This is a genomic window from Solimonas soli DSM 21787 (assembly GCF_000474945.1).
Lineage (GTDB): Bacteria > Pseudomonadota > Gammaproteobacteria > Nevskiales > Nevskiaceae > Solimonas > Solimonas soli.
The window spans coordinates 325,783-340,810 of record NZ_KI440836.1; the positions used below are offsets into that span (position 1 = coordinate 325,783).

Genomic DNA, 15,028 nt, shown 5'->3' on the forward strand with positions numbered 1-15,028 from the left:
CTCCCTGGTATTTCTTCACTGGCTCAGCGCGAGGCTGGCCGGGCGCTGCGTCCAGCCGCCGAAACCATCCGGCACCAGCTCCAGCAGGCTGACTTCCGATTCGGAGATGGCGACGATCTCACCGTAGTTCTGGCCCAGGTGGTTATGGATCGACACGCGATGCACCACCGCATCCGGCGCCTTGATCAGCGCATAGGTCCCCTGCGGCGTCGTGATGATGCCGACCATGCGCAGCGCGTCGAGCGGGAACTCTTCGAGCGGTTCCTTGTTGCGCCGCATGTCGGGCTTCGGCCCGTTGGCGTTGGCGCGCTCGCTGCGTTCGACGAAGACGAAAGGATCGCGACGATCGGCCGCCACGTACTCGAACGGCTGATAGGGCTTGATCTGCGGAATCGGCTCGATGTCCTTCGACTTGCGCGCCTTGACCTCGGCGATGTAGCGGTCGAGGTCGCTGCCGCCGCCGCCGCAGGCGCTCATCGTCGCGGCGACGACCAGCACGCACAGAGAAATTGCGCGGATCATTTCTTCCGCCCCTGCTGAACCGCGATTTCGCCATCGTCGAGATAGCGGTACGTTTTCGCCAGCGCCGTCATGCGCAGCTGCGTCGCGGCATTGGCGCCGGTCTTGGCGCTGGTCGGCCGGATCTCGACGTCCTCGATCGTCACGATGCGTGGCAGCGCGGCGACGGCGCTGGCGAAGCCGCCCATCTCGTGATATTCGCCGACGACGACGATCTTGTTCGGGATCTCGGCGTAGAACTCCTTGGGGACCTCGCCCTGCGGCTCGAACAGCTCTTCCTCGAGGCTGTTGGCGATGCGCGCCTGCGAGACGTCGTTGAGCAGGTTCGCCACCTCGGCCTTGCTCGGCAGCTGCTTGAGCATGGCGCCGAACGAGGTCTCCATCTCGGCCAGCTGTTCGCGGTAGGCGTCGAGCGCGGCCACCTTCTTCTGCTTGGTCTCGAAGTCCGCGCGCAGGCGTTGCTCCTCGGCCCGCGCCTCGTCGAGTTCCTCCTTGACCGGCTTGACCAGGACCCAGACGCCGGCGGCGATGAGCAGCGCGGCGAACAGCACGGCGGCCGCGTAACGCGCCCACGTCGGCCAGGCGCCCGGGTTGTTGGCATCCAGGGTCCGCAGCTGACGGATGATGTCCTGCGCGTTCATTCCGTCACCTCGCTGTCTTCCGTCGGCGCGCCCTTTTCCTTGGGCCGGTTCAGCGCCTTCACGCTGAGCGTGAAATCGGACTTGCGCTGCCGGTTGCGGTCGCTGCTGCGGATGACCACCAGGCGCGGATCGCTGAACCACGGCGAGGCGTCGAGATTCTTCATGTAGGTGGAGATGCGTCCGTTCGAATCGGCGACGCCGTCGATGGTGACGCGGTCACCGCTTTCCTTGACGCCGGTGAGACTCACGCCTTCCGGCAGCGTGTTGACGATCTCGTCGAAGAAATGCACGGTCGCCGCGCGGTTCGCCTGCAGCTCCTCGATCACGCGCATGCGGGCGAGCAGATTGTTCTTGACCTTCTCGAGCTCGGCGATCTCCTTGATCTTCTGATCCATCTCGCGGATCTCGGCTCGCAGACGCTCGTTGCGCTGGTTCTGGCTGTCGACCGCGCCGGTCATCGCCGCCCAGGAAGCGCCGACGATCGCCACGGCGGCGAGCGCGCCGAGGCCCATCACGCCGGCGAATTCGCGCTTGCGCCGTTCGCGGCGCTCCTTGCGCCAGTCGAGCAGATTGATGCGCGTCGTCATTTTTTCGGCTCGTCGAAGGCGCGGAACGCGAGTCCGCAGGCGATCAGCAGCGAGGCTTCGTCCTTGGCCAGATTGGCCGGACGCGCGCGCGCGCCGACGCTCATCTGCGCGAAGGGCCTGGCGATCACGGTCGGGATGCGCAGGCGCTCCTGGATCTCGGTGTCGATGCCGGCGATCCTCGCGCAGCCGCCGGCGAGGATCAGCTGGTCGATGTGCGTGTACTGGGTGACCGCCGAGAAGAAGAACTGCAGCGAGCGGTCGATCTGCATCGCCACGTCGGCGACGAAGTTCGGCAGCACGTCGCTCGCGTAATCCTCCGGCAGGCTGCCGTCGTGCTTGGCGCGCATCGCCTCATCGAAGGACATGCCGTAGTGGCGCATGATCTCCTCGGTCAGCTGGCGGCCGCCGAAGGCCTGGTCGCGCGTGTAGATCGTATGGCGGTCGTGCAGGATCAGCACCGACGTGGTGTTGGCGCCGATATCGACGATGGCCACCGTGCGGCCCTTGCCGCCGTCCGGCATCTGGTGTTCGAGGAACAGGCTGGCGTTTTCCAGCGCGTAGGTTTCGATGTCGACGATCTTCGGCTTGAGGCCGGCGAGTTCCAGCGCCGCGCCTCGCTGATCGACCTGTTCCTTGCGGCAGGCGGCGAGCAGCACGTCGACCATTTCGCTGTTCTTGCCGTTCTTGCCGACGATCTCGAAGTCGATGTTCACTTCGTCGATCGGGTAGGGGATGTACTGGTCGGCTTCGGCGCGGATCTGCTCTTCCATCTCGTCGTCCGAGAGCGAGGCCGGCATTTCGATGATCTTGGAGATCACCGCGGCGCCGGACACCGCGACGGCGACCTGCCGGGTGCGCGTGCCGGCACGATTGACCGCACGGCCGATGGCTTCCGCCACCAGCTTGGGTTCCGCGATCTGCTTGTCGGAAACCGCGTTCGGCGGCAAGGGTTCCACGGCGTAGGTCTCGACGTGGTATCGCTCTCCCTTGCGCGTCAGCTCCAGCAGCTTCACCGAACTGGAACTGATGTCCATGCCGATGAGATGCTGATCACCCCCGCCAAACAGCGATGTCTTGATCGCCATAAAGGCCCCGTACAGCGTGCGTTGACTTTCCCCCCGGAGCCCGAAACACTTTTCGCCCCGGCACCGTACTATAGCGGAAAGCTCTTTCCATGCAACGCTAGGTTCGGCGGGCAACTATCTGAAGCTGAAGTAAACATTTTGCTCGCTCGCCAAGCCTGTCAGGCCCGCTCGCAGCGACTCTGGGTGGAAAGATGAAACGCTGGATTCTCGCTACGACGCTCGGCTTGCTGGCGCTCGCGCTGCTGGGCGCCGCCGCCCTGTTCGCGGCCGCCTCCTATCTGGGCCGGGACCTGCCGTCGGTGGACAGCCTCAAGCAGCTGCAGCTGTCGGTGCCGCTGCGCGTCCTCAGCCGCGACGGCAAGCTGATCGGCGAGTTCGGCGCCGAGCGCCGCGCCTTGCTGCACTACGATGACATTCCGCAGAACGTCATCCACGCCTTCCTCGCCGCCGAGGACGATCGCTTTTTCGAGCACCCCGGCTTCGACTGGCAGGGTCTGACGCGGGCCGCGCTCAAGCTCGCCAGCTCGGGCGAGCGCGCGCAGGGCGGCAGCACCATCACCATGCAGCTGGCGCGCAACGTGTTCCTGACGAACGAGCGTACCTTCACGCGCAAGATCAAGGAGATCGTGCTGGCGACGCGCATCGAGCATCAGCTCTCGAAGCAGGAAATCCTCGAGCTGTATCTCAACAAGATTTTCCTCGGCGAACGCGCTTACGGCGTCGGCGCCGCCGCGCTCGTCTATTTCGGCAAGGACATTCACGAGCTGTCGCTGTCGGAGATCGCGGTCATCGCCGGCCTGCCGAAGGCGCCGTCGCGCGACAACCCGGTCGCCAATCCGCAGCGTGCCCGCGAGCGGCGCGACTACGTGCTGTCGCGCATGCGCACGCTCGGCTTCATTTCCGACCTCGAATACCAGGCGGCGCGCGCCGAAGCGGTGACGGTGCATCCATACCAGGCCAAGGTCGACGTCGACGCCGCCTACGTCGCCGAGATGGCGCGCGCGCAGCTGGTCGAGCAGTACGGCGAAGCCGCCTACACGCGCGGCCTCACGGCGATCACCACGATCGAGTCCGGCAAGCAGCTGGCTGCCAACGCGGCGCTGCGCAAGGCGCTGCTCGATTACGACGAGCGGCACGGCTGGCGCGGCCCGGAAGCACGCCTGCCGGCCGACGTGCTCAGCGAAACCGGCCACGGCCAGTTGATGGCGGCGCTCGACGCGCGACCGCCGGTCGCCGGGCTGGTCGCCGCCGCGGTGGTGTCCTACGCGCCCGATCAGCTGAAGCTGCTGACGCGCGACACGCTGATCACGCTCGCCAGGGACGACTTCGCCTGGGCCAATCTCGGCAAGAAGCCGCTCGCCGCCGGCGACGTGGTGCGCGTGCGCCGTGTCGGCGAGCGCTGGCGCCTCGCCGAAGTGCCGGCGGCGCAGGCCGCATTCGTCGCCCTGAACCCGACGGATGGCGCCATCGAGGCCCTGATCGGCGGCTTCGATTTCTACGCCAACAAGTTCAACCGCGTGACGCAGGCGCGGCGCCAGGCCGGCTCCGGCTTCAAGCCTTTTCTCTATTCGGCCGGACTCGCCTACGGCTTCACGCCGGCGTCGATCTTCCTCGACGCGCCGGTGGTGTTCGACGACCCGTCCGTCGATTCGAGCTGGCGTCCGGAGAATTTCGAGGATGATCTGAAAGGCCCGATGCGCTTGCGCGAAGCGCTCGTGCAGTCGCGCAATCTGGTGTCGATCCGCCTGCTGCAGGCCATCGGCATTGATTACGCACGCCAGTACGTGCCGCGCTTCGGCATGCCCGCCGACCGCCTGCCGAACGATCTGACCATGGCGCTCGGCAGCGCCGTGTTCACGCCGCTGGAAATGGCGCGTGGCTATGCGACGATCGCCAATGGCGGCTTCGTCGTCGATCCGTATTTCCTCGCCCAAGTGCGCGACGCGAACGGCCAGGTGCTGTACAGCGCCAAGCCGAAGCGCGCCTGCAGCGAATGCGTCGAACAGCGTCTCGCCGAGGCGGCGAACGCCGATTCGGCGGCGCAGGTCGCCGCCGGCACGCCGCCGGCCGACGATCTGGCGCCGCGCGCGATCGAAGCGCAGATCATCTGGCTGATCACCGACATGATGCATGACGTCACGGTGCGCGGCACGGCAGCGAAAGTGCGCGAACTGGGCCGCGACGATCTGGCCGGCAAGACCGGCACGACCAACGACGAGACCGATGCCTGGTTCAACGGTTTCCAGAAGACCGAAGTCGGCGTCGCCTGGGTCGGCTACGACCAGCCGACGCCGCTCGGTCGCGGCGAGGTCGGCGCGCGCGCCGCGCTGCCGATCTGGATCGATTACATGCGCAGCGCGCTCAAGGGCGTACCGCAGGAGCGCCTGCCGCGGCCGCCGGGCCTGGTCGAGGTCCGCATCGATCCGCGGACCGGCAAGCTGGCGCGCGCCGGCACCGGCGACGCGATCTTCGAGACCGTGCAGCAGGATCATGTGCCGGAAGCCGAGACCAGCGAGGAACATGATCCGAACAAGGCCGGTCTCGAGGATCTCTACTGACGAGATCGCCATGATCGTTCCCGACCGCAGCGGCATCGCCGAAGAGGCCGCGCGCATCATCTGCGAGGAGGCGCTGACCGATTACCGTGGCGCCAAGCTCAAGGCGCTGGAGCGGCTCGGCCTGCCGCCGCGCACGCCGCTGCCGGACAACGCGCGCGTCGAAGCGGCGGTCATCGACTACCTGCGCCTGTTCGGCGGCGCGGCCTACGAAACGCGCCTGCGGCGCATGCGGGCGCTGGCGCCGCGGCTCATGCGTCGGCTCGAGTCCTTCGAACCGCGACTGACCGGCGGCGCGGTGAGCGGGGCGGTGACGGCGGCGCACCGCCTGCAGTTGCACGTGTTCGCCGATCAGGCCGAAGCGCTCGACGTGTTCCTGCTCGAGCTCGGCATCGATTTCGATGAAGGCGAACGCCGCTATCGCTATTCGGATGGCCGCGAGATCGCCATTCCGCTCGCGCGCTTCGAGCTCGAGGGCGTCGGCGTCGACATCGCCGTGTTTCCCCACGACGAGCTGCATCGCCCGCCCTTGAGCCCGAACGACGGCGCGCCCTACCGGCGCCTCGGTCTCGACGAGGCTGAACGCCTCGCCGCCGGCAGCCGCTGAAACGCGGCGGCGCGCTCAGAGGTCGAGATTGCCGACCAGCAGCGCGTTCTTCTCGATGAACTCGCGGCGCGGCTCGACCTGCTCACCCATCAGGGTCGTGAAGATCTGGTCGGCGGCGACGACGTCTTCGACATCGACTTTCACCAGGCGCCGGTTCTTCGGTTCCAGGGTCGTTTCCGAGAGCTGCTCGGGATTCATCTCGCCGAGACCCTTGTAGCGCTGGATATGCAGGCCGCGGCGGGCTTCGCTGAGCAGCCAGTCGTAGGCGGCATCGAAGTGCGGGACGGTGCTGCCGCGCTCGCCACGCTTCACGAGCAGGCTTTCGCCGCCGAGTTCGCGCAAGCGCAGACGCAGGGCCGCAATCCGCTGATAATCGGTTCCCGAGAAGAAATCGCTATTGAAAGCAATTACTTGCTCGTTTCCATGTATGAGGCGCGTAACCTCGACGAGGGGGCCTTCCGGACTGCGGCGGGCGGCGACGCGGAAATGACCGCGTAGGCCCTCGCCATTCAGCGCCTTGGCATAAGCCTTCTCCCAGACGGCCAGCGCCTCGTCGCTCTCCGGAACCGGCGACAGGCGCGCCAACTCGCTGAGCACGTGGTGGTCATAACGCCGGCCGAGCCGCTCGATCATTTCATTGACCGCGGCATACTCGCGCGTCAACGCCGCCAGGGTGTCGTGCGGTACGGCGCCCCCGGCCGCGCTCAGGCTCGCCTCATCGAGCGCGGTGCCGATCAGCCATTCGTTGAGCTCGTGATCGTCCTTCACGTAGGTTTCGGTCTTGCCGCTCTTGAGCTTGTACAGCGGCGGCTGCGCGATGTAGACGTGGCCGCGCTCCACCAGCGTGTACATGTGGCGGTAGAAAAACGTCAGCAGCAGCGTGCGGATGTGCGCGCCGTCGACGTCGGCGTCCGTCATGATGATGATGCGGTGGTAGCGCAGCTTCTCAGGCTTGAACTCGTCCTTGCCGATGCCGCAGCCGAGAGCCGTGATCAGCGTCGCCACTTCCTGCGAGGACAACATCTTCTCCAGGCGCGCTCGCTCGACGTTCAGGATCTTGCCCTTCAGCGGCAGGATCGCCTGGAACTGGCGATCACGACCCTGCTTCGCCGAACCACCGGCGGAATCACCCTCGACCAGAAACAGCTCCGACTTCGCCGGATCCTTTTCCTGGCAATCCGCCAGCTTGCCCGGCAGACCGATGCCGTCGAGCACGCCTTTGCGCCGCGTCATTTCACGGGCCCGGCGCGCCGCCTCACGCGCGGTCGCGGCTTCGACGATCTTGTTGCAGATGGTCTTTGCCTCGGTCGGGCGCTCGAGGAGGAACTCCGCCAGCTTTTCGGCGACGACTTCCTCGACCGCCGGTCGGGCTTCGCTCGACACCAGTTTCATCTTGGTCTGCGAGGCGAATTTCGGATCCGGCATCTTGACCGACAGCACGCAGGCCAGGCCTTCACGCATGTCATCGCCGGTGACGTCGACCTTGGCGCGCTTGGCGTATTCGTTTTCCTCGATGAACTTGTTGATGACGCGCGTCATCGCCGCACGCAGGCCGGTCAGGTGCGTACCGCCGTCGGACTGCGGGATGTTGTTGGTGAAACACAGCACCTGCTCCTGGTAGCTGTCGTTCCACTGCATCGCCACTTCCACGGCCACGTCGATGACCGGGCCGGAGCCAACCGGCACCTTGGCGATGCCGCTGGAGTGGAACACCGTCGGATGCAGGACAGTCTTCGCCTTGTTGATGTAGTCGACGAAGCCGCGCACGCCGCCCGCGAAGGCGAAATCCTCTTCCTTGCCGGTGCGCTCGTCGATCAGGCGGATGCGCACGCCGTTGTTGAGAAAAGAGAGTTCGCGCAGGCGCTTGGCGAGCACTTCGTAGTGATATTCGACCTTGCCGAAGATGTCCTCGTCGGCAAGAAAATGGACTTCCGTGCCGCGCTTGTCGGTATCGCCGATGACCCTCAGCGGCGACACCTCGACGCCGTTCTGCACCTCGATCAGGCGATCCGCGGCGTTGCCACGGTGGAACTCGATGAAGTGCTTCTTGCCGTCGCGGCGGATCGTCAGCTTGAGCCACTTGCTCAGGGCGTTGACGCAGGACACGCCGACGCCGTGCAGGCCGCCGGAAACCTTGTAACTGTTCTGGTTGAACTTGCCGCCGGCGTGCAGCACGCACATGACGATCTCGGCCGCCGTGCGTTTCGGCTCGTGCTTGTCGTCGAACTTCACGCCGACCGGAATGCCGCGGCCGTTGTCGGTGACGGAAATCGAGTTGTCGGCGTGAATGGTCACGACGATGTCGTCGCAATGACCGGCCAGCGCCTCGTCGATCGCGTTGTCGACGACCTCGAACACCATGTGATGCAGGCCGGTGCCGTCGGAGGTATCGCCGATGTACATGCCGGGACGTTTGCGAACCGCTTCGAGGCCCTCAAGCTGCTGGATGCTGGATTCGTCGTAGGCGGGAGTCGGCTGCGCAGTCATCGGGTTCAACTCGGACATGAAGATGTAATTTTAGCACTGGCCGTCGCCATGCCCTGTGCATAAAACTGGGGATATGGCCTTTATATGGGGTCAGTCATGCGCGGTACCATGTTCCACGTGGAACACCGCAGGCGCGGCGCGCTGCAGGACTTCGTTCAGCTCGAACGCCGTGATAAAGACTTGACCGGCATAGGCTTGCAGCTCGCCCAGAAAAGCTCGCTGATAGTGGACAGCCAATTCGGCCGTGAAGTCATCGACGAGCAGAATCGGCGCAACGCCAGCCTGTGCATGAATTTCCTCGCACTGTGACAGCAGCAGGGCCGCCAGCAACAACTTCTGCTGGCCACGGCTGATCCGGTTGCGCACGGAACGCTCGCCGGCTCTGATCTTCAGCTCCGCGCGGTGTGGGCCGTTCATAGTCGTCGCGAATTGCAGGTCGCGCTTGCGTTGCTGAGCCAGGACCTCGCGCAGGCTGGACTGCGCCGGCCAGCCGGGATGCAACTCAAATTCCCATTCACCTTCGGCGAGCAAGGCCTGAATGCGCTGCCGGGCTCTGGGAGCGATTCTCTGCAGATGTGCGAGCCGCAGCCGATGAATGACGTCCCCGCTCTCGGCCAGTTCCGGTTCCCAGGCGGCGATCTCCCGCTCGCTGCGCTGCTGCCGCAAGAGCTGGTTTCGCTGTCTCAGGGCTCGCCGATAGCGACGCCAGGCATCCAGGAAGACGTGTTCCACGTGGAACACGCCCCAGTCGATGAAGCTGCGCCGATACGTCGGCCCATCCAGCAGGATCTTGTGCATACCCGGTTCGAGAATCTGCGCCGGGGCCAGCCGCAACAGTTCGCTGGCGACGGCGGGCTTGCCGTCGATCCGCGCCTGCACGCCGCTGCTGCTCCACTGCAGTCCCACGGCGTGCTCGAAGCCGTTGGTCGAGCGCAGCTTGCTGAACACGGTCCACTGCGCCTTGCCCTTGCCGAGCAATTCCTGGGGCGAGGTACCACGAAAGGACCGGCCGCGGTTCAGGCAGTACAGCATTTCGAGCAAGGTGGTTTTTCCGGCCGCGTTCTCGCCCACAAACAAATTGAGCCTGCCGGAGAACGGTCGGTTCTGCGGCAGGCTCAGATGTTCGAAGCGGCGGAAATTGTCAGCGCGGAGCTGGACGATCTGCATGCGCGTCCATGTAGCGAGCGCCGCTTCAGAGGCGCATCGGCATCACGACATACTTGCTCGAGAGATCGTCGGCGGCATGAATCAGTCCGCTCGAATCGGCGTTCTTCAGCTCCATGACGAACTGCTCGCTGCCCAGCGCGCCGAGCGCGTCGAGCAAGTAATTCACGTTGAAGCCGATCTCGATCGGGCCGCCTTCGTAACCGACCTCGAGATCCTCTTCCGCCTCCTCGTGCTCGGGATTGTGCGTCTGCAGGCTCAGCTTGCTGCCCTCGATCGTCAGCCGCACCCCACGGAATTTCTCGTTCGACAGAATGGCCGTCCGGGCCAGAGCGCGCTTCACGGTTTCTCGGTCGGCCTGCAGCTTCTTGTCGCCCGATTCGGGCACGACGCGCTCGTAGTCCGGAAAACGCCCGTCGATCAGCTTCGTGGTCAGGCGCACCACATCGAGATCGACCTCGATCTGCGTCGCGCCGATCTTGACCGTCGCCGGTTCTTCGGTTGCGTCGAGCAGGCGCTGCAGCTCGAGCACCGCCTTGCGCGGCACGATGACCTGGATCCGTTCGCCGATGCCGGTCGCCATTTCCACCTCGCTGAGCGCAAGGCGATGGCCGTCCGTGGCCACGGCGCGCACCCGTTTCGCGTCGACTTCGAGCAGCGTGCCGTTGAGGTAATAGCGCACATCCTGCTGCGCCATCGCGAACTGCGTGCGCTCGATGATGCCTTTCAGCTGCTGGCGCGGCAGCGCCAGCGTCTTGCCTTCGGCGACGCGACCCAGGGACGGAAATTCCTCCGCCTTCAGGCAGGACAGCGAATAACGGCTGCGGCCGGACTTGAGCAGCGCCTTGTCGCCGCTGACGTCGAGGCTGATCTCGGCACCTTCCGGCAGGCCGCGGCAGATATCGAACAGCTTGCGCGCCGGCACCGTCGCCCGGCCGGGCGACAGATTCTGTACGCGCGCACGCGCTTCGAGTTCGATCTCGAGATCGGTGCCGGTGACCACCAGCTCGTCATCTCGCAAGTCGAGCAGGAAGTTCGAAAGCACCGGCAAGGTCTGCCGGCGCTCGACGACACCAATCACGGCCGACAGCGCCGACAGCAGCTCATTTCGCCCGACTTGCAGTTTCATAGACTGGTCCAATCATTCTTGCATTCGATAGATTTACAGGCTAACAACAATAAGCCGCCGCCCCGCCTGTAGATAACTAATTATTTTACTTATAAATCAAAAGCTTACACGAAAATAACGGCCGCGAAACCCGAGGCACCGAGGAGCGGCTTTGCTGTGCATAAAGTCTGCATCGATTCTATCCACAGCTTGTCCCTCGTGCCGTCCCCTGCGTCGTGCGAGGCGTCACCCACAGCTTGTCAGAAACCGAGCTGGCGTTGCAGGTTTTCGTAGTCTTCCCGGTATTTCACATCTTCTTCGCGCAGCTCGGCGATCTTGCGGCAGGCATGCAGCACGGTCGTGTGATCCTTGCCGAAGGATTCGCCGATCTCCGGCAGGGAGTGCTGCGTCAGTTCCTTGGCCAGCGCCATCGCGACCTGGCGGGGCCGCGCCAGCGAGCGGGTGCGGCGCGGCGAGTTCAGATCGGCGACGCGGATGTTGTAGTACGCGGCGACCGTGCGCTTGATGTTGTCGATGGTCACCATGCGTTCGTACGCCGCCAGCATGTCCTTCAGCGTGGCGCGCGCGAATTCGACGGTCAGCGGCTCGCCGCGCAGTCGCGAACTGGCCGACAGGCGCAGCAGCGCTCCCTCGAGTTCGCGCACGTTGGAACGTACGCGCTGGGCGACGAACAGCGCTACTTCCTTGGGCAGATCGACCTTGTTCTGATCGGCCTTGGCGAGCAGGATCGCCACGCGCGTCTCGAGATCCGGCGGCTCGACGGCAACGGCGAGGCCCCAGGTGAAGCGCGACTTCAGGCGATCGTCGATGCCATCGACATCCTTCGGATAACGGTCCGAGGTCAGCACGATCTGCTTGCGGCCGTCGATCAGCGCGTTGAAGGTGTGGAAGAACTCTTCCTGCGTGCGTTCCTTGTGCGCGAAGAAGTGAATGTCATCGATCAGCAGCGCGTCGATCGAGCGGTACAGGTTCTTGAACTCGTCCATGCGGCCGTGACGGATCGCCGCGGTGAACTGGTTCATCCATTGCTCGGCGCCGACGTAGACCACGCGCGCGCGCTGGCTGGTGCCCTGGATGGCGTTGCCGACCGCGTGCATCAGATGCGTCTTGCCGAGGCCCGAGCTGCCGTAGATCAGCAGCGGGTTGTAGGTGCCGCCCGGCGTTTCCACCACGTGCTGCGCGGCGGCGCGCGCATGCGAATTCGATTTGCCTTCGATGAAATTCTCGAAGGTGTAGTCCGGGTTGAGCCGGCCGGACGGCAGCGGTGCCGGCTCCTCGCTCGCGCTCGCCGCTTCATGACCGCCGCCGGCCGCCGGCGACGGCGTTCGCGTCTCGGCGGCGCCGACCGCCAGCTCGACTTCGGTGATGTTGCGGCCGCCGTTGACGCGCACGCCGCGCCGGATCAACTCGAGGAAATCCTGGCGCACGCGCTCGACGACGAGGCGGTTCGGCGCCAGCAGCGTCAGGCGATCGCGGACGAACACCGGCTGCAGCGGCCGGATCCAGGTATGGATGTCGCGGTCCGGCAATTCTCCTTCGAGCCAGCGCACGCACTGGGCCCAGAGATCCTCTTCTTGCATTGCTTCTACGAGATTTATGACGCCGGATGCGAGAGCCGCCGGCAACGGTGGGGCGCCAGGCGCCGGGCCGAGAGTTTATAGCGTCGATAACAACTTATCCACAGATTGCCACGCGCGACGTGCTTGAACACATTTCCACCAGCCGGTACACTCCGCGCCCTTTTTGTGTTTGCCAACGATCCAGGTGATTCATGTCCAAGCGCACCTACCAGCCGAAGAAGCTGCGCCGTAAACGTACCCACGGCTTTCGCGCGCGCATGGCGACCAAGGGCGGCCGTCTCGTGCTGTCGCGCCGCCGCGCCAAGGGCCGCAAGCGCCTGGTTCCGTAAGCGCTGCGGTAAGGCCGGAACGCCGCGATGACGGCGGGCTTTCCGCGGCGCGCCCGCCTGCTGAAGCCCGCCGAGTTCAAGACGGTTTTCGAACGCGGGCAGCGCCTTCACGAGAAGGGTTTGACAGCGGTCATGGCGGCCAATACCGTCGGTCAGCCCCGGCTCGGATTGGCGGTTCCCAAAAAGGCGGTGGCGCTGGCGGTCGACCGCAACCGCATCAAGCGCCAGATTCGCGAAAGCTTTCGCCTGAATCAGCAGTGTTTGCCGGCGGCCGATCTGGTCATCCTCGTCAAACCCGGCAGCCGGACGCTCCAATCTCCGCAGCTGCGCCAGCACCTGGAGCGATTGTGGAACCGCATTTCAGTTTCTTCAGTCGCCTCGTCGGCGCCGGCCTCGTCGGCCTGATTCGTGTCTACCAGCTGCTGATCAGTCCGCTGCTCGGTCCGCGCTGTCGTTTCTATCCCAGCTGTTCGCACTACGCCGTCGAAGCCGTTCAGCGCCACGGGCCCCTGTTCGGCGGCTGGCTGGCGATGCTCCGCATCGTGCGCTGTCACCCCTTGAACGCCGGCGGTTACGATCCGGTCCCTCTTGCCGTCGCGGCTTCGTCGCCGCGCTGCGCCTGCCGCTCCCACCCTGAAGCCTGAACGATGGAAAACCGCCGCTTTATCCTGATCGCGCTGCTCGGCGTCGTCCTGTTCTTCCTCTATCAGGCCTGGCAGAAGGACTACGGCAACCGCCCGCCCTCGGCGCCGGTCGCCGACGAGGCACAGGCGCCGAGCGCGCCGGCCGCCGCGACCGCCGCGACGGCGACCGCCACCGAAGCCACGGGCGACGCGCTGCCGGGCGCGCCGGCGCAGCGCATTCGCGTCGAGACCGACGTATACATCGCCGAGATCGCCACGCTCGGCGGTGAACTGCGCCGCCTCGAGCTCAAGCAGTATCCGGCGGCGAAGGACAAGCCGGAGCCGATGTCGCTGCTCGACGACCGCAACGGCCGCCTGTTCGTGCTGCAGAGCGGCCTCGCCGGCACCGAACACGCCTACGTCACCGACAAGACGCCGTTCAGCGCCGCGCAGTCCGAGTACAAGCTGGCCGACGGACAGAACACGCTGGATGTCACGCTGAGCTACACCTCCGCCGACGGTATCGAGGCGACGAAGACCTATCACTTCAGCCGCGACAGCTACCAGATCACCCTGTCGCAGACGCTGAAGAACAACGGCGCGAATGCGCTGACCGTGAGCCCCTACACGCGTGTCGTGCGCACCGACTTCAAGCCGGACGGCGAGCCGCGCTTCGCACATACCTTCCTCGGCGTCGGCTTCTATCAGCAGGCCGAGGCCGGCAGCGCGAACTACAAGTTCAAGAAGACCGCGCTCGACAAGCTCGCCAAGGACGGCTTCGAGACGCAGCAGACCGGCGGCTGGATCACCATGCTGCAGCACTACTTCGTTGCCGCCATCGTGCCGCCCAAGGACGAGCAGGTCACCTACAGCGCCAGGCCGCGCGAGGCCGGCGGCTACCGTGCGCAGGCGATCGGCGCTGGCGTCGCCGTCGCGCCCGGCGCCGAGCAGCGTTTCGACACCCTGCTCTATATCGGCCCGAAGCTGCAGGACCGCATCGACGACGTCGCGCCGGGCTTCGAGCTGACGCTCGACTACGGCATCCTCAAGGTCATCGCGCGGCCGATGTTCTGGGTGCTGAAGCTGTTCCATACCTGGACCAGCAACTGGGGCGTGGCGATCATCCTGCTCACCGTCACCGTCAAGCTGTTGCTGTTCAAGCTGTCCGAAGCGCAGTACCGCTCGATGGCGAAGATGAAAGTCTTCGGCCCGAAGATCCAGGACATCCGCGAGCGTTACGCCGACGACCGCGAACGCCAGCAGAAGGCGATGATGGACCTGTACAAGAAGGAAGGCTTCAATCCGCTGGCGGGCTGCTGGCCGATTCTCGTGCAGTTCCCGATCTTCATCTCGCTGTACTGGGTGCTGCTCGAATCCGTGGAGCTGCGCCAGGCGCCGTTCATGCTGTGGCTGCAGGACCTCTCGGCGCCCGATCCCTTCTACGTGCTGCCGGTGATCTACGGCATCACCATGTTCCTGCAGCAGCGCATGTCGGGCAACACGACCATGGACCCGACGCAGCAGAAGGTCATGCAGGTGATGCCGATCGGCATGACGGCCTTCTTCGCCTTCTTCCAGTCCGGCCTCGTGCTGTACTGGGCCGTCAACGGCCTGATCAGCATCGCCCAGCAGTGGGTCATCACGCGCCGGCTCGCCAAGGAAGGCCTCAAGCGCTGAGCGCGCGGCGCAGGGCAGCGGCCGGCGGCTGCCCTTTTTCGTGGG

The 15,028-nt window shown here is 65.3% G+C and carries 14 protein-coding genes; 6 read left to right on the plus strand and 8 right to left on the minus strand.

Annotated features, from left to right (window positions below; translation table 11 throughout):
• Positions 1–15: 15 nt before the first annotated feature.
• From K344_RS0113645 to K344_RS0113660, 4 genes are read right to left on the minus strand one after another with little or no spacing between them, the layout of a single operon-like run.
• The gene (locus tag K344_RS0113645) at positions 16–522 is read right to left on the minus strand and encodes a pilus assembly protein PilP (protein WP_028081136.1); all 507 of its coding nucleotides are present in this window, start codon (positions 520–522) and stop codon (positions 16–18) included.
• Positions 519–1,160: a type IV pilus inner membrane component PilO gene (locus K344_RS0113650; RefSeq protein WP_028081137.1), complete on the minus strand. Its 642-nt coding sequence runs from the start codon at positions 1,158–1,160 to the stop codon at positions 519–521. The genes K344_RS0113645 and K344_RS0113650 overlap by 4 nt, the downstream gene beginning before the upstream one ends.
• Positions 1,157–1,747, minus strand: a complete 591-nt coding sequence (locus K344_RS0113655) for a PilN domain-containing protein (protein WP_028081138.1) — start codon at positions 1,745–1,747, stop codon at positions 1,157–1,159. The genes K344_RS0113650 and K344_RS0113655 overlap by 4 nt, the downstream gene beginning before the upstream one ends.
• A complete protein-coding gene (locus tag K344_RS0113660) occupies positions 1,744–2,832 on the minus strand; it encodes a pilus assembly protein PilM (RefSeq protein WP_051362226.1) in 1,089 nt (362 codons plus the stop codon). The genes K344_RS0113655 and K344_RS0113660 overlap by 4 nt, the downstream gene beginning before the upstream one ends.
• 191 nt (positions 2,833–3,023) lie before the next feature.
• On the opposite strand from K344_RS0113660, the gene K344_RS21740 reads away from it, so the two are divergent.
• The gene (locus K344_RS21740; protein ID WP_043114480.1) at positions 3,024–5,390 is read left to right on the plus strand and encodes a penicillin-binding protein 1A; all 2,367 of its coding nucleotides are present in this window, start codon (positions 3,024–3,026) and stop codon (positions 5,388–5,390) included.
• 10 nt (positions 5,391–5,400) lie between these two features.
• Positions 5,401–5,994 (plus strand): hypothetical protein, encoded by a 594-nt coding sequence (locus tag K344_RS0113670; protein WP_028081140.1) that lies wholly within the window; start codon positions 5,401–5,403, stop codon positions 5,992–5,994.
• Between the two features lie 15 nt (positions 5,995–6,009).
• On the opposite strand, the gene gyrB is transcribed toward K344_RS0113670, so the two are convergent.
• From gyrB to dnaA, 4 genes are all read right to left on the minus strand, one after another.
• A complete protein-coding gene (gyrB, locus tag K344_RS0113675) occupies positions 6,010–8,499 on the minus strand; it encodes a DNA topoisomerase (ATP-hydrolyzing) subunit B (protein ID WP_028081141.1) in 2,490 nt (829 codons plus the stop codon).
• A 72-nt stretch (positions 8,500–8,571) separates the two neighbouring features.
• Positions 8,572–9,648, minus strand: a complete 1,077-nt coding sequence (gene recF / locus K344_RS21745) for a DNA replication/repair protein RecF (protein WP_051362227.1) — start codon at positions 9,646–9,648, stop codon at positions 8,572–8,574.
• 25 nt (positions 9,649–9,673) lie between these two features.
• Positions 9,674–10,774 carry a DNA polymerase III subunit beta gene (gene dnaN / locus K344_RS0113685; RefSeq protein ID WP_028081142.1) on the minus strand — a complete coding sequence of 367 codons (1,101 nt, stop codon included), beginning with the start codon at positions 10,772–10,774 and terminating at the stop codon, positions 9,674–9,676.
• Positions 10,775–11,013: 239 nt separating this feature from the next.
• Positions 11,014–12,354 carry a chromosomal replication initiator protein DnaA gene (gene dnaA, locus K344_RS0113690; RefSeq protein ID WP_028081143.1) on the minus strand — a complete coding sequence of 447 codons (1,341 nt, stop codon included), beginning with the start codon at positions 12,352–12,354 and terminating at the stop codon, positions 11,014–11,016.
• A 191-nt stretch (positions 12,355–12,545) separates the two neighbouring features.
• On the opposite strand from dnaA, the gene rpmH reads away from it, so the two are divergent.
• From rpmH to yidC, 4 genes are read left to right on the plus strand one after another with little or no spacing between them, the layout of a single operon-like run.
• Entirely contained in the window at positions 12,546–12,683 is a 138-nt protein-coding gene (gene rpmH / locus K344_RS0113695) for a 50S ribosomal protein L34 (protein WP_020647841.1), read from the plus strand.
• A 27-nt stretch (positions 12,684–12,710) separates the two neighbouring features.
• Positions 12,711–13,088, plus strand: a complete 378-nt coding sequence (gene rnpA, locus K344_RS23555; protein ID WP_084197431.1) for a ribonuclease P protein component — start codon at positions 12,711–12,713, stop codon at positions 13,086–13,088.
• Entirely contained in the window at positions 13,031–13,327 is a 297-nt protein-coding gene (yidD, locus tag K344_RS0113700; protein ID WP_028081144.1) for a membrane protein insertion efficiency factor YidD, read from the plus strand. Before rnpA ends, yidD begins: the two co-directional genes overlap by 58 nt.
• Before the next feature lie 3 nt (positions 13,328–13,330).
• Positions 13,331–14,983: a membrane protein insertase YidC gene (gene yidC, locus K344_RS0113705; RefSeq protein ID WP_028081145.1), complete on the plus strand. Its 1,653-nt coding sequence runs from the start codon at positions 13,331–13,333 to the stop codon at positions 14,981–14,983.
• The last annotated feature ends 45 nt before the right edge of the window (positions 14,984–15,028 follow it).